The organism is Allokutzneria multivorans (assembly GCF_039537405.1).
Lineage (GTDB): Bacteria > Actinomycetota > Actinomycetes > Mycobacteriales > Pseudonocardiaceae > Allokutzneria > Allokutzneria multivorans.
On sequence record NZ_BAABAL010000004.1, the window covers coordinates 61,776 to 82,705 of the forward strand.

At 69.1% G+C, this 20,930-nt stretch carries 19 protein-coding genes and 1 tRNA gene; 17 read left to right on the top strand and 3 right to left on the bottom strand.

Features of this window, described 5'->3' with window-relative positions; genetic code table 11:
• Positions 1-27: 27 nt before the first annotated feature.
• The 6 genes from ABD798_RS02255 (at position 28) to ABD798_RS02280 (ending at position 6,014) form a co-directional block, all read left to right on the top strand.
• Positions 28-1,971: a putative baseplate assembly protein gene (locus ABD798_RS02255; RefSeq protein WP_344870763.1), complete on the top strand. Its 1,944-nt coding sequence runs from the start codon at positions 28-30 to the stop codon at positions 1,969-1,971.
• The gene (locus ABD798_RS02260; protein ID WP_344870764.1) at positions 1,968-2,516 is read left to right on the top strand and encodes a phage tail protein; all 549 of its coding nucleotides are present in this window, start codon (positions 1,968-1,970) and stop codon (positions 2,514-2,516) included. The genes ABD798_RS02255 and ABD798_RS02260 overlap by 4 nt, the downstream gene beginning before the upstream one ends.
• The gene (locus ABD798_RS02265; RefSeq protein WP_344870765.1) at positions 2,500-4,245 is read left to right on the top strand and encodes an NADase-type glycan-binding domain-containing protein; all 1,746 of its coding nucleotides are present in this window, start codon (positions 2,500-2,502) and stop codon (positions 4,243-4,245) included. The genes ABD798_RS02260 and ABD798_RS02265 overlap by 17 nt, the downstream gene beginning before the upstream one ends.
• Positions 4,246-4,260: 15 nt before the next feature.
• Positions 4,261-5,007 carry a hypothetical protein gene (locus ABD798_RS02270; protein ID WP_344870766.1) on the top strand — a complete coding sequence of 249 codons (747 nt, stop codon included), beginning with the start codon at positions 4,261-4,263 and terminating at the stop codon, positions 5,005-5,007.
• Between the two features lie 26 nt (positions 5,008-5,033).
• On the top strand, positions 5,034-5,429 hold the full coding sequence (locus ABD798_RS02275; protein WP_344870767.1) for a hypothetical protein: 396 nt from the start codon (positions 5,034-5,036) through the stop codon (positions 5,427-5,429).
• 174 nt (positions 5,430-5,603) lie between these two features.
• Positions 5,604-6,014, top strand: a complete 411-nt coding sequence (locus tag ABD798_RS02280) for an Imm1 family immunity protein (RefSeq protein WP_344870768.1) — start codon at positions 5,604-5,606, stop codon at positions 6,012-6,014.
• Positions 6,015-6,017: 3 nt separating this feature from the next.
• Here the strand turns inward: ABD798_RS02280 and ABD798_RS02285 are convergent, their stop codons facing one another.
• On the bottom strand, positions 6,018-7,712 hold the full coding sequence (locus ABD798_RS02285) for a cytochrome c biogenesis protein DipZ (RefSeq protein ID WP_344870769.1): 1,695 nt from the start codon (positions 7,710-7,712) through the stop codon (positions 6,018-6,020).
• A 228-nt stretch (positions 7,713-7,940) separates the two neighbouring features.
• Here ABD798_RS02285 and ABD798_RS02290 point away from each other — a divergent pair, with 228 nt between their 5' ends.
• Positions 7,941-8,597 (top strand): fasciclin domain-containing protein, encoded by a 657-nt coding sequence (locus ABD798_RS02290; protein WP_344870770.1) that lies wholly within the window; start codon positions 7,941-7,943, stop codon positions 8,595-8,597.
• Between the two features lie 73 nt (positions 8,598-8,670).
• Here ABD798_RS02290 and ABD798_RS02295 read toward each other — a convergent pair whose 3' ends face one another.
• Positions 8,671-10,005 carry an MFS transporter gene (locus tag ABD798_RS02295; RefSeq protein ID WP_344870771.1) on the bottom strand — a complete coding sequence of 445 codons (1,335 nt, stop codon included), beginning with the start codon at positions 10,003-10,005 and terminating at the stop codon, positions 8,671-8,673.
• 91 nt (positions 10,006-10,096) lie between these two features.
• Between ABD798_RS02295 and ABD798_RS02300 the strand changes: the two genes are divergently transcribed.
• Entirely contained in the window at positions 10,097-11,038 is a 942-nt protein-coding gene (locus ABD798_RS02300; protein ID WP_344870772.1) for an Lrp/AsnC family transcriptional regulator, read from the top strand.
• Here the strand turns inward: ABD798_RS02300 and ABD798_RS02305 are convergent, their stop codons facing one another.
• Positions 11,039-13,300, bottom strand: a complete 2,262-nt coding sequence (locus ABD798_RS02305) for a choice-of-anchor D domain-containing protein (protein ID WP_344870773.1) — start codon at positions 13,298-13,300, stop codon at positions 11,039-11,041.
• 152 nt (positions 13,301-13,452) lie between these two features.
• Between ABD798_RS02305 and ABD798_RS02310 the strand changes: the two genes are divergently transcribed.
• The 9 genes from ABD798_RS02310 to ABD798_RS02350 all read left to right on the top strand — a co-directional run bounded on the left by ABD798_RS02310 (position 13,453) and on the right by ABD798_RS02350 (position 20,793).
• A complete protein-coding gene (locus tag ABD798_RS02310; protein ID WP_344870774.1) occupies positions 13,453-14,757 on the top strand; it encodes a COG1470 family protein in 1,305 nt (434 codons plus the stop codon).
• Between the two features lie 247 nt (positions 14,758-15,004).
• The gene (locus tag ABD798_RS02315) at positions 15,005-17,839 is read left to right on the top strand and encodes a helix-turn-helix transcriptional regulator (protein ID WP_344870775.1); all 2,835 of its coding nucleotides are present in this window, start codon (positions 15,005-15,007) and stop codon (positions 17,837-17,839) included.
• 103 nt (positions 17,840-17,942) lie between these two features.
• Positions 17,943-18,164 carry a hypothetical protein gene (locus ABD798_RS02320; protein WP_344870776.1) on the top strand — a complete coding sequence of 74 codons (222 nt, stop codon included), beginning with the start codon at positions 17,943-17,945 and terminating at the stop codon, positions 18,162-18,164.
• Positions 18,165-18,365 carry a hypothetical protein gene (locus ABD798_RS02325; protein WP_344870777.1) on the top strand — a complete coding sequence of 67 codons (201 nt, stop codon included), beginning with the start codon at positions 18,165-18,167 and terminating at the stop codon, positions 18,363-18,365.
• 96 nt (positions 18,366-18,461) lie between these two features.
• Positions 18,462-18,536 (top strand) — tRNA-Ala (locus tag ABD798_RS02330).
• A 381-nt stretch (positions 18,537-18,917) separates the two neighbouring features.
• The gene (locus tag ABD798_RS02335) at positions 18,918-19,145 is read left to right on the top strand and encodes a hypothetical protein (RefSeq protein WP_344870778.1); all 228 of its coding nucleotides are present in this window, start codon (positions 18,918-18,920) and stop codon (positions 19,143-19,145) included.
• A 151-nt stretch (positions 19,146-19,296) separates the two neighbouring features.
• On the top strand, positions 19,297-19,584 hold the full coding sequence (locus tag ABD798_RS02340) for a hypothetical protein (RefSeq protein ID WP_344870779.1): 288 nt from the start codon (positions 19,297-19,299) through the stop codon (positions 19,582-19,584).
• Between the two features lie 26 nt (positions 19,585-19,610).
• Entirely contained in the window at positions 19,611-20,357 is a 747-nt protein-coding gene (locus ABD798_RS02345; protein WP_344870780.1) for a hypothetical protein, read from the top strand.
• Between the two features lie 13 nt (positions 20,358-20,370).
• Positions 20,371-20,793 (top strand): hypothetical protein, encoded by a 423-nt coding sequence (locus tag ABD798_RS02350; protein ID WP_344870781.1) that lies wholly within the window; start codon positions 20,371-20,373, stop codon positions 20,791-20,793.
• The last annotated feature ends 137 nt before the right edge of the window (positions 20,794-20,930 follow it).

The following is a 20,930-nucleotide window of genomic DNA, read 5'->3' on the forward strand; positions in this document are numbered from 1 at the left end:
TGACATGACCACGTGGGGGGACCTGCCGTGACGCTTCCCGTGCCCGACCTGGACGACCGGCGGTTCCAGGACCTCGTCGACGACGCCAAGCGCCTCGTCATGCGGCGCTGTCCGGAGTGGACGGACCACAACGTCTCCGATCCCGGCGTGACGCTGATCGAGACCTTCGCCTACATGACCGAGGTGCTGCTCTACCGGCTCAACCGGTTGCCGGATCGGCTCTACGTCAAGTTCCTGGAGCTGATCGGCGTGCGGTTGTACCCGCCTGTCGCCGCGCGCGTCCCGGTCACGTTCTGGCTGTCGGCCCCCGCGACCACACCTCTGATCATCGAGTCCGGCACCGCCGTCAGCACCCTCATCGGCGGCAGTGACGAGCCGGTCGTGTTCACCACGACACGTGATCTGGAGATTGTGCCGTGCGAGCTGAAGTCCTTGCGCACCAAGAGTGCTCACGCGGAGGAGTCCGTAGATCGTCTTGCATCGCTGCGCCTCGGCGAACAGTGCGAGGTCTTCTCCGCGCGCCCGGAACCGGGTGACCAACTGTTCGTCGTGCTCACCGAGCCCGCGCCGAGCTGCGCCGTCCGGCTCGGGATGGTCTGCGTGACCGAGGGCGTCGGCGTCGACCCCGCGCGGCCGCCGTTGGTGTGGGAGGCATGGGACGGTTCGGAGTGGGTGGAGTGCACGGTGACCGGTGACGACACCGGCGGGCTCAACCGCTCCGGCACGGTCATCGTGCACGTGCCGGACAACCACGACGTCGGCGTCATCGAAGGCGAGCGCGGCGGATGGCTGCGCGCCAGGGTCGTGGAGACCGAGAGCGGGCAACCTGCCTACAGCGCTTCGCCCGTGCTGCGCGGCTTGGAGGTCGGCACGGTCGGCGGGACCGTCGAATCGGTGCACGCCAAGACCCTCCACGACGAGGTGTTGGGGGAAGCTGAAGGTGTTGCGGGGCAACGGTTCCAGGTCGGCAGCACGCCGATCCTCGTTGACGCGGGCGATGTGGTGCTCGACGTTGCCTCCGAGAACGGTTGGGTGGCGTGGGACCGCGTCGAGCACTTCGCCGACAGCGGCCCGGAAGACCTGCACTACGTGCTCGATCCCTCCGGCGGCGTGGTGGAGTTCGGGCCGCTGCTGCGTCAGCGCGACGGCAGCGCTCGGCAGTACGGCGCCGTGCCCTCGCCCGGGGCGACCGTGCGAATGGCTCGTTACGCCACGGGCGGTGGTAGGCGCGGCAACGTCGTGCGCGGCGCCGTCCAAGCGCTGACCTCCGCCATCCCGTTCGTCGCGGCGGTCGAGAACCTCGTTGCCGCACAAGGGGGAGTGGACGGCGAAACCGTTGAGCAGGCGAAGGCGCGGGGTCCGCAGACGCTGCGCAGCCGCGACCGCGCGGTCACCACCGAGGACTACGAGCTCATCGCGACCGCCGCCGCGCCCGAGCTGAGCCGCGTCCGCTGCATCCCCGACACCGAGCACGAAGGCGGCCTCCGCCTGCTGGTCGTGCCCTCCGTGCCGAACCCGTTGGGGCGATTGCGGTTCGAGGACCTCGTGCCGCGACAGGACACTGTGGACAAACTCGTCCGGCGGCTCGAAGAGGTCCGCGTCGCAGGCGTCCGCGTGGTTGTGGAACCCCCGCTGTACAAGGGCGTCACCGTCGTGGCGCGGCTGCTCGCGATGCCGTACTCCGACGTGGACAAGGTCCGTGACGAGGCGATGACCACCCTGCACCAGTTCCTCAACCCGCTCTCCGGCGGCCCCGACGGCACCGGCTGGCCCTTCGGGCGACCCGTCCACCAGGGCGAGGTTTTCGCCGCGCTGCAACGGCTGCGCGAGGTCGACCTCGTCGCCGAGGTCCGGCTCTTCGGCGCCAACCCCGTCACCGGCGTGCGCGGCAGCGAGACCCAGTGGATCGAGTTGGAGGCCAACAGCCTCACGTTCTCCTACGAGCACCAGATCAAGGTGGAGCGGCGATGACGCGCGGAGTCGTACCGGGGCTTCGAACCCCGCACCCGCTGGGCGGATTGCTCCCCGCGGTGTACCAGGAGGACGAGTTCGCCATGCGGTTCACCGCGGGGCTGGACGACGTCCTCGCGCCGGTGATGTCCACAATGGACAACTTTGTGTCCTATGTGGACCCGTTGCTGACCCCTGACGACTTCCTCGACTGGCTGGCCAGCTGGCTCGGCGTCGTGCCCGACCCCCGGCTTCCCGAGGACCGGCGCAGGCGCGCGCTCGCCGCCGCCATCGGCCACTACCGCTGGCGCGGCACCCTCACCGGCATCCGCGACCAGCTCGCCACCCTCACCGGCCACCCCGTCGAGGTCGTCGACAGCGGCGGCGTGCTCGGCGCCATCTCCCCGGGCGAACCGCTCCCCGGCGAGGCCAGGCCGTGGATCGTCGCGCGCATCCCCGCCCGCGCCGCCGCCGACCGCGACCTGGTCGAGTCCGTGCTCGCCTCCGTCAAGCCCGCGCACGTGCCCCATCGAGTGGAGGTGGTCGAAGATGCTCGTCTGCCGTAAGTGCGGCTGGGCCAACACCGGCCAGGACACCTTCTGCGGCTCCTGCGGCGGATTCCTGGAGTGGACCGGCGAGCACGTCAAGGCCCCCAAACGCCCCGAACCCGTCGTGGAGGAGCCCGAGCCGCCGAAGCTCGGCTTCTGGCAGCGGGTCAAGGCCAAGATCCACGAGTGGACCTACGTCGACGTCGGCTCCCGCCCGCCCGTCGAGACCGCCGCCACCCCCAAGCCCCCCGGCCTGCCCGGCGCCCCCAAGCCCCCTGGCCTGCCGGGCGCCCCCAAGCCGCCCCCTCCTCCCGGTGTTCTCCAGCCGCCCGCGCCTCCCGGCGTTCCCAAACCCCCTGCGCCTCCCGGCGTGCCCAAACCCCCTGCGCCTCCTGGCGTGCCCAAACCTCCGCCACCGCCCGGCGTGCCCAAGCCTCCCGCGCCGCTTGGTGTCCCCAAGCCTCCTGCTCCTCCCGGCGTTTCGAAACCTCCGGGGCCTCCTGGCGTTTCTCAGCCTCCCGCGCCTCCCGGCGTGCCCAAACCTCCTGCGCCGCCCAGCATTCCGAAACCTCCGGCGCCACCTGGCGTGCCTGCGCCGCCCAGCATTCCCCAACCTCCGGCGCCTCCAGGAGCGCCCAAGCCTCCGTCACCGCCAGGCGTTCCCGCACCGCCGAGCGCGCCCGGTGTCCCCACCCCACCGGCACCCTCCGGCGAACCCGAACTCCTGGCTTCACCCGGAATGCCGAAGCCCGCCAGAGATGACGCACTCCTCGCCCGCCCGCAGGTGCGCGCTGCCGAGGAGGAAACCGATGACGACGCGGTCGATGACAACACTGAGGAGCGCAAGGCCGCTGCCGCCGCCGCGCTGGTCGCACCCGTGCGCGACGACGGCCCGCCCAACGAGCCAGAAGCCCTTCTCCCGCAGATGCCTCGCAAGGTGGCCCCGGTCGCCAAGCGCCCGACCCGCGAGGCCCGGCCCGGCGACCTGATCTGTGGCGAGTGCGGTCAACCGAACACACCTACCCGCAAGTTCTGCAACCGTTGCGGCACAAGCCTCGCCGACGCCGAGGTCGTGCGCGCGAAGTGGTGGCGCCGCCTGTGGAGCTTCCTGTTCCGCCGCAGGACCCGCAAGGCGGGCGCTCGCCCCGGCAAGAAGGGGGAGCGCAGGCAGGGCCGGTTCAGGGAAACCGTCCTGCCGAAGTTGCGCATGGCCAGCGGTGTGGTGCTGCTGCTCATGACGCTCACCTACGCGTTCTACCCGCCCGCGAGCCAGTGGGTGAACGGCCAGGTCGATGCCGCCAAACGGCGCGTCCTGGCGTGGATCTCGCCGGAGTTCGCCCCCGTCCGCCCCACCTCCGCCACCGCGACCGCCCAGCTGCCCGGGCGCGAAGCCGTCGCAGCGGTCGATGCCTACACCAACACCTATTGGGCCGCTTCAGAAAAAGCCGTATCGCCGGCGCTGGTGCTGGCCTTCAAGGAGCCCGTCGACCTGGATCGCATCCTCGTCACCTCCGGCGCGAAGGGCGACTTCCTCGGCAATCACCGGCCCAAGCGGCTGCACCTCGTCTACTCCACCAACCAGGCCGAGGACGTCGAGCTCAAGGACACCCCCGAACCGCAGCAGAGCCCGCTGAAGCTCGGCAAGGGCGCGACCTCCGTGCAGGTGCACGTGACCGACGTGTTCCGTTCGATCAGCGGCCACGACGTAGCGCTGACCGAGCTGGAGCTGTTCACGCAGAAGAAATAGCCGAGAGAGGAAGCCATGGGCACCGTTCACTTCGAGGAACTCAAGCAGAACGCGACGACCAACCTGGCCACCACGCAGGCCTTCCAGCTCCCCGCCGACCTCGTCACCAGGCTGGAGCAGTCCCTGTCCCTCCAGACGACGTGGGACCGCTACGCCGACCTCGTCGACCACGCGCTCACCCACGACGCGAGAGCGGTGCTCACCTACGACCACGGCTCCACGATCGCGGTGGTGTCCGCGCAGTACTGGGCGAGCGTCCGCGACATGCTCCGCTACGCGATCGACCAGCTGGAGTCCCTGCGCGACACCTTCCAGACCCTCGTCGCTTGGTTCACCGGCAACCCCGGCTTGGACGACGACCTCCAGATGTGCCAACGCATCCTGGCGCACTGCGAACGCCGCATCACCGCGCTGAGGCGGTTGCTGTCCGACTGGCTGCTCAAGGACCGCGAGGCCGACGACGACACCGACACCGACACCGACACCGACACCGACACCGATGATTCCGATGACGACTCCGACACTGATGACGATGACGACGACGATGACGACGAGATCAACCGGCAGATCGCGGATCTCGACAGGGAAATAGCCCACCAGTCATCCGAAGCGGATCGGCTGGGCCGCAAGGCCGACTTCCTGCTCCTCCCTCCTGACCAGCAGAACCTCGCCCGACTCCAGGAGGAAGGCGAGGGCGACGACGACAGTGACACCGACAGTGACACCGACGGCGGAGGAAAAGGGAAAGAGAAGAAGGACTGAAACCGAAGCAGCGGAAGGAAAACGTCATGGAGAACACCGCCCCAGCCTTCGGTCAGCCCGAAGCGCTCAACGCCCACGTCGAAGTCCTCAAGTACGTCGAAGCGACCATGCGCTACCACGCCGAGAGCTTCGAGCACCTGCGCTTCACAATCCACCAGGTCGACTCCGCCGTCGTCGAACTCGGCGACCTCGACGACCTTGACGAGGACGGGTGGCAGCAGACCCTCACCGCCTACCAGACCGCGCTGGCCCACCTCGAAGCGTTCGCCAGCAGCACCACCGAGATCCGCGAGTGGTTCAAGGAGCACCAGTCCGCCTTCGCCGACGAGATCGCCCAGTACGAGACCGTCACCGCACAACTGTCGACCTGGCGCACCCACCTGACCCGCCAAACCACCCTCTGCGAGCCCCACCCAACCTGACCCACCGCGCGACTCACCAAGGTCCACCAGTCTTCAAGACCACCCAACCCCCACCCCAGCCGTCTTCAACGACGGCAAACCCTCCCGGGGCGCCGAGTTGGTGGTCTTGAAGACCCCCAACCTCCAGCGCCGCCGTGAGGCATGTCGCGGACAGGGGCGTTCTACGCTGTCGGGATGGTCCTGAGAGCCTGGTATGACCCGGACGACGACAACGAGCCGATCATCGTCGGTTCCGCGCAGGACCTGGACGCCCTCCTCGATCGGCTGGCGGTGGACGGGGCCTTGGTCGACGTGCCGCCGCTGATGCAGCTCTCCCGCCGAGACGCCGAAGGGTGGGCGGTGCTGCACATCGGCGTCAACGGTGATCGCGGTGTGCTGACCCACACCGACGGTACGGGCTCCTACGTCACCACCGACCGCACCGACGCGACTGCGACAACGATCACCTACGACTACATGGGGCACCTCCGCGAGGTCCCGGGCAACGCAGAGATCCCGTTGCCCGAGGTTCGCGAGGCCGCCCGCGAGTTCGTCAGCACCAACGGCGCCCGTCCCACGCGCGTCCACTGGCGCGCCGAGGAGTGAAGCTCAGCCGAAGGTGAAGGAGTAGGCCTGAACACCCGAACTGACCGTCGCGGTGATCGTGCCTTCTTGAACCTGTTGCGCGGCAAGGAGTTGGTAGGAGTTGGGCGTTCCGTTGACGGGGATGGTCACGGTCTGGCCGTCGCGAGTGTAAGTGAGTGTGCCGGAGCCGGAGAGCACGATCCGAACCTCCTTGGCGCGGTAGTTCAGCCGGATGCGGCCGTCCGCGCCGGTGGGCGTGATGTTCTGGCTGGCGAGGGTCCAGTCCCCGTCCAGCGCGAAGCTGTCGCGGGCCTGCTTCTCCGGGAGGCGGAAGGACTTCTCGCCGCTGGTGTAGGTCTCGGTCCCGGCGAAGTTGACGCGTTTGGTGGAGCCGAGGTAGGTCTCCTGCGTGATGCCGGTGACGTCCGGGGTCCGGTCGACGAGCCCGGTGGCCGGGGGCAGCGCGCGACCCGGGCCGGCGTCGGTGAGCAGTTGCCGGATGAGCTTCTCCGTGGTGGCGTAGTCGCCCTCGCCGAACTTGATGTGGCGCACGGTTCCCTGAGCGTCGATGAGGTAGTGCGCGGGCCAGTACCGGTTGCGGTAGTTGGTCCACGTGGCCAGCGAGTTGTCCAGCGCGACGGGATAGGTGATCCCGAAGTTCTTCGCGGCAGCCGCGACGTTTCCGGCTTCCTTCTCGAAGGCGTACTCCGGCGAGTGCACGCCGACGACGCTGAGGCCCGCCTCGCGGTAGAGCTTGTCCCACGCGGTGACGTGGGGCAGTGAGCGCTGGCAGTTGATGCAGGAGTAGGCCCAGAAGTCGAGCAGCACGACCTTTCCGCGCTGCTGCTTCAGGTCCACACCCGAGGAGTTGAGCCACTGCGTGATGCCGGTGATGTCCGGCGCGGTACCGCAGCTCTCCAGGACCGGCGCGCCGTCGGAGCACTTGTCGAGGTCCTTGTTCTGGTCGTTGACCAAGCCGCCGAGGTTGAGCGCCTTGCGGACCTCCTCGGAGTTGTTCACCTGCGCCTGCAAACCGCTGGTGTAGTCGGGAACGAGGCGTTGCAGCAGCTGCGGCAGGTTGAACACCAGGCCGAAGGACAGGGCCAGCATCAGCACGCCCGCGGTGATGCGGATACCGCGCTGGCGCTTGCGGAAGGCCTGCACGCGCTCGGTGATCCGACGCCCGGCCAGCGCGAAGACGAGCAGCGGGGTCGCGGCGCCGAGCGCGAAGGCGACGGTCAGCACGACCGTGTCGACGCCGACCCGGCCGGTGGCCCCGGCCACGGTGATGGCCGCCAGCACCGGTCCCGCGCACGGCACGTACACCGCGCCGAGCGCCAGCCCGAGCCCGAAGCCGCCGCGGTCGGGGTCCGGGCTGCGCTGGGGGAGCCAGGAGAACGGCTTCTCCAGCAGGTGCTCGAACCTCGGCACGATCAGGCCGATGCCGATCAGCGCGAGCACGACGATGCCCGCCCAGCGCAGCACGTCTTGGGGCAGGCCGAGCACCGACAGCAGCAGCGAGCCGAACAGGGTCACCAGCGTGAAGCTGAGCACCAAGCCCGCGATTACCAGGTACGGGCGCGCCGGCGAGGGAGCGGAGGACTCGGTGCGGGCGCTCTGCGCGCCACCGGAGAAGAAGATCACGGGCAGCACGGGCAGGATGCACGGGGAGATGCCGGTGACCAGTCCGCCGATCAGGCCGATCAGTGCGAGGGTCATGACCGGCATTCGCCGCTCGCGCCGTCGCGGATCGGTGCGAGCGCTCAGATCACGAAAAGGTCACGAACGGTGGATTGAGCAAACCGCATTCCGGCGGGCGGCGAATGCGGGGTGTTCCACGGGAAAGCGTCCACATCGGACAGCCCGATCAACACGATCAGGTGAATTCCTTTGTCTGGCAACGCATCGTGGATCAGTCATGCCCGACGCACAAGGAGAACTCCAGCCATGAACCGCACCGTCACCCGCTCCGTCCTCGCCGCCGGCGTCGCCTCGATCGCTCTGTTCACCGCGGCCTGCGGCTCCGGTGACACCGCGGGCGGTGCCTCCTCCTCCCCCGCCGCCCCGCCCGCTCCCGCCACCTCCTCCTCGGCGAGCACGATGGCCGACCCGGCCCGTGACCTGGTGGGCACCGGCTGTGCCGACTACGCCGCGAAGAACCCGCAGGGCAAGGGCTCGGTCACCGGCATGGCCGCCGACCCGGTCGCGGTCGCCGCGAGCAACAACCCGCTGCTCACCACCCTGGTCAGCGCCGTCTCCGGCAAGCTGAACCCGAAGGTCAACCTCGTCGACACCCTCAACGGTGGCGAGTTCACCGTCTTCGCGCCGGTGGACTCCGCCTTCGCCAAGATCGACGCCGCGACCATCGAGAAGCTCAAGACCGACGACGCGCTGCTCACCAAGATCCTGACCTACCACGTGGTGCCCACCCAGATCGCGCCCGACAAGATCGCCGGTGACAAGACCACCGTGCAGAAGGGCGCCGTCAAGGTCACCGGCAGCGGCAACTCGCTGAAGGTCAACGACGCCAACGTGATCTGCGGTGGCGTGCACACCGCCAACGCCACGGTCTACCTGATCGACTCCGTCCTGATGCCCAAGTAGCCAAGGGCGAGGCGCCGGGGCGGTGCGTTCTGTGGAGTTCCGGCCGCCCTGACAGCTCGTCCCCTCTCCCTCATCAGGGGAACAGGCGGGAGACCTCACCGGTCTCCCGCCTGGATGGCTTCATGGCGGCGGTGAGCGCCAGAACAACGCTGATCAGCGCGATACAGACGATCAGCACCGCCTGCGTGCCCGACCGGAAGAAAACGCTGCCCAGCAAGGCAACTCCGACCGTCGTGCCGAGCTGCTGCACCGCGTTCAGCAATCCGGACGCCGAGCCGGTCTCGTGCTGGGCGACGCCGGAGAGGGCGTTGCCGAAGAACGGCACGGTGAACACACCCAGGCCGAGCCCGGTGACGAACAGCGGCACCACGGTGAGCGACAGAGCGAGCCCCACCAAACCCATCAGCGTCAAACCCAGGCCGACGCGCATCACCTTCGCGCCGTAGCGCGGCACGAGCACCGCCCCCGCGACCCACGAACCGAGCGCGAGTCCGACCGACCACGGCAGCAGCGTGAGCGCGGTGGTGGACGGGCTCTCGCCCCGCGTGAGTTGCAGGAACAGCACGAGCACGAACAGCAGGCCGCTCATCACCGCGAAGAACGCCAACGAGCCAGCCAGTGACGCGGCGAAAGCCCTGCCACGGAACAAACTCGGCTCAACGAGCGGATCGGCTCGGCCGCGCTGGTGAAAGGCGAACCCGACCAGTACAGCGAGCCCGACCAGTACAGCGAGCCCGAACAGCCACGCGGGTCCTCCCGACACCAACGGGAACACCACCAGGCTGATCCCCAGCGACACCACCAGGGTTCCACCCACGTCCAGCCGTGGCCGGGTGGGCGAGCGGTCCTCCAGGATCAACGGCGCGACGGCCAGCACCGCCAAGCCGAGCGGAACGTTGATCAGGAACACCGGCCGCCACCCCAGCCCGTCGGTGATCACGCCGCCCACCACCGGCCCGCACACCGAGGACAGCGCCATGACCGGGCCGATCGTGCCCAGCGCCTTGGCGACCTCGGCCCCCGCGAACATCGCCCTGATCAGCCCGAACGTCTGCGGAATGATCAGCGCCGCGCTCGCGCCCTGCACAGCCCGCGCCGCGAGCAGCACCGCACCGGTCGGCGCCCACGCGCACACGGCGGAGCAGGCCACGAAGACGAGCACGCCGACGACGAACACCCGCCTGCGGCCGAAGATGTCGCCGAGCCGCCCGCCAGTGATCAACAGCACGGCGAACGGGAGCGTGTAGGCCGCGCTCAACCACTGGAGCGTGGCGTCGCTGACGGCGAGATCCGTGCGGATCGCAGGCCCCGCGACGGGCATCACGGTGCTGTCGACCAGGTTCATCGCCTCGGCGAGCAGCAACGCGGCGAGCGCGGGCCACCGCCAGCGGTAGGGCTGACTTGTCATGTCCGCGAGGCTACGAACGCGAGACGTTTCTAGCCTCAAATCACCCTGGGGGTGACGGATAGTGCCACCAGGGCCGGTCTAGCATCGGAATATGCCACTCGATGAGTTGGACCGCGCGCTGATCCACGCCCTGCACGTCGACGGCCGCGCGCCGTTCAACCAGGTCGCCGCGGTGCTCGGAACGTCGCAGCAGACCGTGACCAGGCGCTACCGCAAGCTCCGCTCGGAGGGCGTGCTGCGCGTGGTCGGCATGACCGACGCCCGCCGCCTCGGCCAGGTCGAGTGGTTCCTCCGGCTGCGCTGCACCCCGGACACCGCGCAACCGGTCGCCCAAGCGCTGGCGCGGCGGCCGGACACCTCGTGGGTGCAGCTCACCTCGGGCGGCACCGAGATCTCCTGCGTCGTCCGCGCCCCGGAGCGCAACGCGCCGCAAGCCCTGCTGCTGCACCAACTTCCGAAGACGCCCCGGATCGTGTCCGTGTCCGCGCACTGCCTGCTCCGCTCGTTCGTCGGCGGCCCGGTCGGCTGGCACGGCCGCGCGAACGTGCTCACCGACGATCAGATCGCGCAGCTGACGCCGACCTTCGACGCGGGCGCAGGCGCGGCGGCGGACGACGAACGACTGCTGGCCGCGCTGCAACAGGACGGCCGCACCACCTACGCGGAGCTGGCCACCACGACCGGAATGTCCGAGCCGACCGTGCGCCGTCGCGTCAACCAGTTGCGCGGCAACGGAATCCTCTACCTGGACATCGACATCGACTCGGCGGTCCTCGGATTCCACGCCCAAGCGATCCTGTGGTTGTCCGTGCGCCCAGCGCACCTGGTCGCCGTCGCCGAAGCCCTTGCGCAGCAACCAGAAGTGGCGCTCGTCGCGATCACCACCGGCTCGACCAACCTGCTCGCCAAGGCCGTGTGCCGCGACATCGACGCGCTCTACACCTACTTGACCGAGCGCGTCGCGTCGATCGAGGCGATCGAGCACTTGGAGACCGCTCCGGTGATCCGAACCGTCAAACGCGCCGCCACGTGATCACCGGCGAGACACGAGGTCCGGGGGAGCGACAGAACCAACCTGCACGAGCACCGTTCGCTCAGCACGCACAGGCGGAGAACCAGCCACAGACACGGCGACAGCAGTGCGAATTCCCGCCGTACCACCGCGAAAAACCAACATCGGCACCCGAAAAGCGCCATCAGCGCCAGCGATCGCACCGACCTTCTCCGGCCCGCCCACCAACGTGACCGTCACGGCAGCGCCAGGCGGGAAACCAGTGCCCGCCACGGTCACCACGGAGCCAGGTCGCCCCACGGCGGGGGTCACGGTGAGCGTGCTGGGCACACCAGTGCCGACCAACAGCACGAGCGCGCGAGCCCGGTCAGCGGAGTGCTCGATCTGAAGCACAGCGTGCCGCGCCAACGCTCCGAGCGGTTGGTGTCGCACCGTGATCGCGCAGCTCCCGCGCGCGGGAACGCTCGCGCAGTTCGACGTGAACGCATAGTCGCCGGGGTGGCCGCTGTCGGTGAGCACGGACTTGGTGATCCGCACCGCAGTATCGCCGGTGTTGCGCAGCTCGACTGATTTCACCGCGCCCATCGTCCCCACCAACGCCGTCCCGAAGTCCACTGTGTACGGACTGATCTCCAGCGCGCCAGGCCTGCTCGGAACACCCGGATCTCCCGGGTCGCCGGGGTCGGGATCGCTGACCGTGCCGGTGAGCTGCACCGTAACCACACCGCCGCCGCCCAGAACGACCTCCAGCCTGCCAGTGCTCGTACCAGGTGTCGTGCGCCGGAACCGTACGGACACAGCGCATTCTTCGCCCGCGTGCAGCGTGCGCGCCGAACACGTCTCGGTGGGGTAGACCTCGAAGTTGCCCACAACACGCGTGCTGCTGATCGTCAACGGCCCAATTCCGTTGTGCCGAAACGCAACAGCAGCGGGCGTGCTGCCGTTCAATGACATCGAGCGCGGATCAGGAGTCAAGCTCGGAGTGAACGTGCGCAAGAACGCGTCCTCGGTGCCGTTGTCATCGCCGGACACCAAATCGCTCGCGGCGGAAACGAAAACGACCGACGAGCCGTTGGACGCGATCTGCGGCGCGCTGCTCGTCCCGTTTCCCGGGCACGTCGAGTTCGCCGGAGCGCAGTTCTGGCGCGTGCTCGGCGAAGTCAACGCGCCAGGCAATCGCGGAAGCCCAGCTCGCTCCCGCTGCTCGTCCTGCACGAGGTCGCGGGTGACGATGCTCGCCGGAGCCTCTGGAACCGAAGCTCCGTCGTGCACGTTCGGCGCCGCGGTCGCGAACGAGACGTAGCGACCGTCCGCCGACAACGAAGGCGCCGACCCGTCCACGACCGCGCCGGAGGTATCGCGCGACACAGTGATCGTGGCGCCGGAAGCACGGTCGAACACCATCGCACGCCGATCCGAGGTGAAGGCGATCTTCTTTCCATCACCGGAGATCGCTGAATCCGCGTGCGTGCCGGTCGAGTGCACCAGGGCCGGAGGGCCGCCGTCCAACGACAGCGCCATCACGGCCTCTTTCTCCCCTTGCAAGCCGACGATCGCCGTAGCCTGCTTGCCGTCCGCAGAAAGCGAGTGTGAGCTTACGCCCGTAGCCGTGCTGCCCTCCGGAGCCATGGCGACGGTCTCGACGCGGGTCGGCGGGAGGATGTGTCCCGCCGGGTCCTTGTCCAGCCGCGTGAGTGCGAGCTTGGCCAGCGTGTCGCTCCCGCCCTGAGCCCGCCGGGGACCGAAGGAGAAGGACAGAACGGGACGCCACACCCACAACACGACGCTCGCATCAGCGCTCAGGACCGGTGCATGGGTATCGCCGTACTGCGATGAGGACAGCACCGCGCGCCCCACGAACGTGCACGCGCCACCGTTGCCCCGGTCGCACACCACGACATCAGGGCTGGAGTCGTTGTCGGTGGTGCCGAGGTTGCTCGCATTGGTCTCGAAGGCGACGTAGCGGCCGTCAGCAGAGATCGACGGCAGGCTGCTCGGGCCGTCGGCGGGCTCGGCGATCCCTTTGCTCATCAACGTCACCACGCCGGTCCTGGTGTCCCGCACGTACACGTCGGACCGACCCGCGACGGCGAGCGGGGTGAGCGCCGCGGTGCTGCTGAACGCGACGAAACGCCCGTCCCCGGACACATCGAAGTCCACAGTGGACGGACCGAGTCGCGTGGTGACACCGGGCGCGACCGCGCCGAGCGCGGAGGGGACCGGCAGTACGGACAGGGAGAACACCAGCGTCACGACCAGCGCGACCGGGACGAAGCGACGCACAACCGACCTCCTCGCACAGCGGCATCGACGCTATCCGCGCGACCGCGCCGCGCCGGGCACGCGCGGATGCCCGGAGGGGCAGTTCTCGCTGCCCGTCGGGGTTCCTCGCTCGCCGGTGCCCGAGACGGGCGCTTCGGTGCACTGTGCACCGCATGGGTGTTTCCGTGTCGCTGGCCACCGCCGAGCTCTCCGTTGAGCCGGGCGAGCCAACCGTGTGCGAGGTCGTGGTCGTCAACACCGGCACCGTCGTCGACCACCTCGACCTCTCCGTCGTCGGCGATCTCGACGGCTGGGCGAGGGTCGAGCCCGCCACGCTGAACCTCTTCCCCAACCAGGAAGCGACCGTCGAGCTGATCTTCTCGCCGCCGCGTTCGGCCGAGGTCCTCGCTGGCTCGGTCGTCTTCGGCGTGCGTGTCGCCTCCCAGGAGGACGTGGACGGCTCGGCGGTCGCCGAAGGCGTGGTGACGGTCAACGCCTTCACCGAGCTGGACGCGGAGCTGGTGCCGCGCACCGCACACGGCCGCCGCACGGCGCGTCACGAGCTGGCAGTGGACAACCGGGGCAACCAGCCGGTGCTCGTGCAGGTGTTGGCTGACGACCCCGACGACCAGCTCAAGGTGCGGGCCTTGCCGGAGTCCTTCGAGGCTCCGCCGGGCAGCGCCACCTTCCTGAAGATCAAGGTCCGCCCGCGCCGCCGTTTCCTGCGCGGGCCGAACCGGACGATCCCCTTTCAGGTCCACGTCTTCGCGGCGGACGACCGGGTCGAGCTCGACGGCACGATGGTGCAGGAGCAGCTGCTGCCGCAGTGGTTGCTGCCCGCACTGCTCGCCATGGTGACCGGTGCGGCGACCCTGCTCGTCCTGTACTTCACCGTGCTGAAGCCGAACGTCACCACCGCCGCCCGGGAAGCGGCGGCGGGAGCGGCCAAGAACGCCGTCGACGGGCACCGCGCCGAGCTGGCTCCGACGCTGGCGGCGGTGCAGCGCAAGGCCGACCAGGCCGATCGGCTCGCCGAGGTCGCGGCCAAGGCGGCGGGCGTGGACCCGAAGGTGATCGAGGACATCCAGGCGAGCCCCACGCCCACCCCGACCCCCGCTCCCGGCGCGGGGACGGCCACCGGCGGGCTCGCCACGGACTTCCGGATCCAGACCTCGGTGCAGCCGGGCAAGTCCGGGACAGCGGTGAAAAAGGTGGAGGACGATCGGGTGCTGGCATTGACCGACATCATCCTGCAGAACCCGGGCGCGGACACCGGCACACTCGAACTGCGGCGCGGCGAGAATGTGTTGCTGAGGGTGAACCTGGAAAACTTTCGCGATCTTGACTACCACTTCGTCCGGCCCATCGAGTTCGGGCCGAAGAGCCAGGTCGTGCTGTCGGTCGACTGCCGCAACCCCACCACGGCGCCGTGCACGGCGGCGGCCTACTTCACCGGGAACACCAGGCCCGCGGCCTAGGGCCGCTGTAGCGCTGAGTGAATTCACGCGCGTGTTCTGCTCTGTTCGAGTGGTGAATGCGTATCGATTCGAAGACCCGTTCGTGTCCGAATCGATGCTTGTTCCGGAGTCCGCGCGGCGGCTATTTTTGGAAGCCCTCGTGAAACAATCGCGCCCCGAGTTCCGGAAAGAATGCTTTCCGCTGAACGGGGTGGATCTTCAGCGCGAAGAACGGTAATGGGAGGCGTTGTGGGACCGGCGGTGCACCGTGCGCAGTGACGGAGTGGTCGACGCTGGTGCCGTCGAGGGTGGCCGCCCCCGGTTCGTCGGCCGCGAGGCCGAGCTGGAGCAGATGTCCGAGGCGCTGGCCAAGGTCGTCTCGGGCGTGCCGCAGACGGTCTGGGTGGTCGGCGCCGCCGGGATCGGCAAGACCACCTTCGTCCAGCGCGCGCTCTCCGCCCTCGACGTGCCCGAGTTCACCGTGCTGGACGCCACCGGTGACCCGGGGGAGTCGGTGCTGGAGTTCGGCCTGGTCGACCAGATCGCCTGCCGCGTCGACCCCGTGCTGCTGCGCTCGGTCCCGTTGCTCTCCGGCGCCGCGCCCGGGACCAGCCCGTTCGCCGTCGGAGCGCAGCTGCTTGAGGTGCTCTCCGTCCTCCAGGCCGACCGCCCGGTCGCCGTGGTCGTCGACGACGTGCACTGGGCCGATCCGGGCTCCGCGCGCGCACTCGGCTTCCTGCTGCGCCGCATGCGCGCCGACCAGATCCTCACCGTGCTCATCCGCCGCGGCCGAGCCGGCTACGACCCGGAGAGCGCGCTGCACCAGCTCGAACGCAGCTGCCCCAACGCCACCACCATCGAGCTGTCCGGGCTCAGCGGCCCCGACGTCGGCGCGCTGTCGCTGGCGATGCGCGGGGAGGAGCTGGCGGAGGCCACCGCCGAGCGGCTGCGCGCGCACACCGGCGGAAACCCCTTGCACATCAGGACTCTGCTGCACGAGCTGCCCGGGGACGCCCTCGACGACGACCGGCTCGCGCTGCCCGCGCCCAGCTCGCTGCTGACCGCCGTGCGCGCCACGCTGGAGCGTTTACCGGGTCAGACGCGCGCTCTGCTGGAGGCGCTGGCCGTGCTCGACGAGGTCAGCCCGCTCGCGCGCGTCGCCCACGTCGCCGGGATCGCCGATGCCACCCTCGCCGTGGCGGCCGGACTGGAATCCGGCCTGCTCAGCCACGCTTCCAGGGAACCCTCGCGCCCGCTGCGCATCTCCCACGGCCTGCAACGCGAAGCCATCTACGACCTGATCCCGCCGCGCCGCCGCGTCGACCTGCACGAGCGCGCCGCCGCCGTCAGCGATCCGATCAGCCGCTGGGCTCACCGCGTCGCCGCGGCCGCGGCCACCGACCCCGGCCTGGCCCGCGAACTCGAAGCCGCCGCGCACAGTGCGGGCAACCTCGGCCAGCACATGCTCGCCGCCCGCTACCTGCGCTGGGCCGCCGACCTCTCCAGCGAGCGCGCCGACCACGAACGGCGGCTGCTCACCTGCTGCGTGCACATGGTCTTCGGCTCCGAGCGCTCCTCCGCGCTCGCGCTGCGCCCCCAAGCCGAACGCTGTTCGGTCAGCCCGCTGCGCTCCCTCGCGCTCGGTCTCATCGCGCTGTTCTCCGAGGGCGACCGCGCCGCTGCCACCCGTATGCTCACAGACGCTTTGCAGCGCTGCGGTGAACACGACGGGTGGGCCAGGGCCGTCTCCGCCGCGGGTCTGTCCGGCGCGCACATGTGGTCCGGCGCCGCGCACGCCGCCATCGAACCCGGACGGCTCGCCCTGCGACTGGGCGGGTTGCCCGTGCGGCTGGCCGACTTCGTGCGCGTGTTCATCGCCGTCGCCCGCTGCCGCGTCGACGGCATGGACAGCGGCCTCGCCGAGTTCGCCGACATGCCCGCCGACGCCGCCGAAGTGCCGCCCGAGCAACTGGACTCGCTCATCTGCCGTGGCGCGATCCGCACCATGCTCGGCCGCTTCTCCGAGGCCGGGACCGACCTGCGCACCGCCGTGCTGCGTGGGCGCGGCGGCGTCTACACCATGTCCGGGGCCAGCCCGCACTCCTACCTCGCGGCCATCGGCTACGTGCAGGGGGAGTGGGAGGACGCCTCCATCCTGGCCGACCAGTCGCTGTCGCTGGCCGACCCCGACGAGCACCCGCACAACCGCGCGCTGCGGCACATGGTCGCCTCGTTCGTGCCTTCCGGGCGCGGCGACTGGAGCACCGCCACCGACCACGTCCGCACCGCGTGGGCCAACGCCCAGCTGCTCGGCAACCCCCAGGACCTGCGCTACGCCGTGATCGCCGAAGCCACGTTGCACCAGGCCAAGGGGCGGCACACCGAGATGCTGGCGACGCTGCGCGCGCTGCGGCACGACGAATCCACCCATCGCAACGGCACCCACACCTGGTGGGAGCTGTGGTGGCGGCCGCTGCTCGTGGAAGCGCTCATCGCCACCGGCCTGCGCGCCGAAGCCGCCGAACAGCTCGCCGTCCTGCGCGGGCGCGCCGCCGGAGTGGACTACCTCGCGCCGACGATCGTGCGCCTCGATCTCGCCCTCGCCGGGGGAGCGGGTCCCGGGTGGGTCGGCGACCGCGTCGACGAGCTCGCCCGTCGCGGCCCCCGGCGCTGCTTCCTCCAAGCGCAGCTGGAGTCCGACTTCGGCAAGGGGCTCGCCGAGACCGGGCAGCTGCGCCGTGCCGTGCCGTACCTGACCAGCGCCCGCGACCGCTTCGCCGAGCTGGGCGCCGCCCCGTTCGAACAACGCGCGATCGCCCTCATCGACAAGCACGCGCCGAGCCTCTCGCCCGCCGTCGCCGGGCTCGCCGAAGCCCCCGTTCCCGGGTTGTCCCGCCGCGAGGGCCAGGTGGCGCACCTGGTCAAGCTCAACCTCACCAACCGGGAGATCGCCGCCCAGCTCTACGTGACCACCAAGACCGTCGAGTACCACCTGGCCAACGTCTTCCTCAAGCTCGGCGTCGCCAACCGGCGCGAACTGCGCGAACGGCTCGCCGCCGCGCCGCCCGCGCCCCGTGCGAGCGCGGAAAGCCTTCCCCGGTAACGAGAAACCCTGCGCCTTCGGCTGCCCGTTCAGGCATCCCGGCGGCGGCGGGGGCTCGCGAGAATGGGTGCTGTAACCGCTCTCCCCAACGGAGGAGGTGCCTGTGGCATCCCTGGAGCAACTGCCTCAAGAGGTGCGGGACAGACTGAGGGAGTACGGCGTCGAGGACCTGTCCGTGTTCCAGCGGCAGGCCGCCACCACCGAGGCGCTGCTCGCGGTGGTCGAGGAGCAGGTCACCGCTCTGCGCCAGGAGGCCGAGGCGGTCAGCACGCGGATCGAGTACCTGCTGTCGGTGCTGCCGCAGTACGCGGGCGGAGCGCTGTAGATGATCCAGTTCGCCGACCTGCCGCAGGACCTGCGCGACCAGCTCGCCGAGGCCCTCGGCTTCACCCCGACCCCCACCGCCGACATCGCGCCCCTGCTCCGGCAGCACCTCCAGGCCATGCGCGAGGCCACCCACGACCTCCTCACCCAGGCCAAGAACCTCCAGAGCGTCACCGCGGGCCTGCGCATGCGCCGCGGCTGAGCCTGCGGTGCTCCAGCACGGCAGCGACCACGAAACCGCCGGTGCCACCGATCGCCAGCGCCCAGGCACACCAGGCCGACCCGTTACGCTCCAACCGGTCCCGTAGCGCAGAGGCAGGCGCCCCGTTCTGGCAGAGCGGACACGCCGGTTCGAATCCGGCCGGGACCACCACGCAGTCCTCATACAAACCGCAGACCGTACGAACTCTCGTACGGTCTGTGCCTCGTTCGTCATGTTGTGTAACCACGTTGTCGAACGGGACCGTGAGCGCGGTCGTCGGCCTGCTGTTCTCGGTGTACTGCACCTCCCCGGTTGCGCACACCGATCCACGCCGCAGCTGGGCAACGTGCGGCTCGAGCTGCTTGACGAGCGCACCCAGCTCTTCGTCGGCGACGTAGAGCAAGGTGACCGTTCCCCGCGGCGCGGCGTGCTGGTTGGCGAGCAAGCTCCGCTTGGCGAGATCTAGTCCGCGTCGGGCGTCTCAAGCAACAGCGACCGACCGGCCATCAGAGCGAGCAGTAACGGCCTTGCGAGGAGCGGCGATCTGGAAGCTTGTTGACCACCTTGAATATCTCGCCCGGCGTGGCATCTCGTCGTGTCACCGGTGCTGCAAGTCCTGGTGAAAGCCTGTCATCTCACCGAGCTACCCATGCCGACCTCGTTGATGTACGGCAAATCCACGACGCAGCAAGCCTGTTCGGCTACCGCCATGCTGCTGATGATGACGATTTCCCGTTCTGGATCAAGGAGAGCGAGCGCGTGCGAGGGCGGTGGCGCTGAACCGCGCCGTAAGCCCTGAGGTGCGAAGGGCTTGCGGCCTCACTCGGATGGCTGTTCGCGCCAACTAGGCCACGCGCGTGAACCGTTCTGAAAGCCTCCGATTTCGCTGCTCTCCCGCTGTAGCGTCCCCAGCTGCACTAGATCATCTGCCGTGGCGAGCGAGAACTCGGGGGACTACTGCATGTACGGAAGCGTCGGGGACCTGCGCTCCCAGCTGCTTCAGCTTGTCGAGGAGCTACCCATCTCCGTAGTGCTGCAGAACAAGACCGACGCTCTTGCCGCAGCCGGCGAGCTGTCCGAAGCCTGGCGCTCCACTCGCGAGACCGACGCGGCCGAGGTCATCAGGTTCATCCACCAGGCCGTCGATCAGCTTGAGGGTGTCGGGGAGCGGTTCGCCACTGTCGGAGACCTCGTGTCCGCCTACGCCAACGGCATCTAGGCCGCTAGGTGGCGAACGTTGGTGAGGTGGCCGAGCGGCTTCACGCCGCACTGCAGGACCTCCGCCCGGATGAGCTGATCGCTTCAGCTGCGCGCCTGCGCGAGGAAGTCCTCGTTGTTCTCGCCGCAGCCGCGGCCGACAGTAACCGACCGGAGCTCCTGGAGGCGGTCGAGCTGCTGGCGGGTGTACCGGATGAACTCGAAGCTGCCGCTGCGCTCTACGAGCAGGCTCGCGGCGGAACCGAGGAGTACATCCAACGGCACAGTCGCGCGGGAAGTTCGGGCGTACTCCCCGGCGCCGCCGAGTACGAGGTTGCAGCGCCGTCCTCCAGCTCAAGCACCGCACCGAAGACCGACACGATTACGACATCTCCAGCCGCGACGAAACCCAGTACCACCAAAGCTTCTGCGGTCCCGCCGAGGCCCGCTGGCTTCGGCTGGACAACCTCCACCAACTACCGCAAGACCTTCACCGACGCCCATCCGGAGACTGCGGGCAAGGTGGTCGTGCACCACGCGGTTGAGCAGCAGGTGCTCAAGTACTTCCCGGGCGTCGTGCAGACGGAGGAGATGCACTCCCTCGAAAACCTCCGTGGCATCCCCAAGGGCCCCACCAACAACCTGGTTCACCTCAGCGCTATCCGCAAAGCCTGGAACCGCTTCTACAAGCCGTTCCGGGACAGCAACACCGTTCCCAGCAAACAACAACTGCTCGATTTCGCTACCATGATCGACGATCAGTACGGCACGTCGTTCAACCCCAACATCCGGTGAGAAGCAGGGACAGATGAAGTATTACACCGTCGAACCGGAGGTCGCTGGCGACTTCGGCGACAACACCGTCTTCGACCGCACCGTCCAACCAGCAGCTGTCACGCGCCTCGAGTACCGGTTCACCAACTGGCTCGGCGATGCCATCCTGGAGTGCACTCCCTGCTTCATCGTCACCGAGACGCTGGCCGAGGCGATCGCCACCGCCGGTCTCAGCGGAGCGAGGTTCGATGATGTCGAGATCAGCCTGTCCCCCGAGGGCGAAGAGCTGATCGAAGAACCGCTCCCGGCCTGGAAGTGGCTCCGCTTCACCGGTGCACCCCACGGCGACGACTTCGGCTTGGACAAGAGCATGCTCGTGGTGTCCGAGCAGGCCCTGAAACTGCTGCGTGAGCACGGCTTGGAGTATGCGGATGTCGAGGAAGCTGCTCCTCTCTAGAGGAACCTCCATGACCGGCTGCCACTGAGGTTCGTAACAACGAGGACTGGTCGTTCCGTGGCATGCTCTGTCGAGCAGGATCGACAGACTGGAAGCCGATGGCATCACAAGCGCTGAGGCTCGAGTGCCGTGAGTCG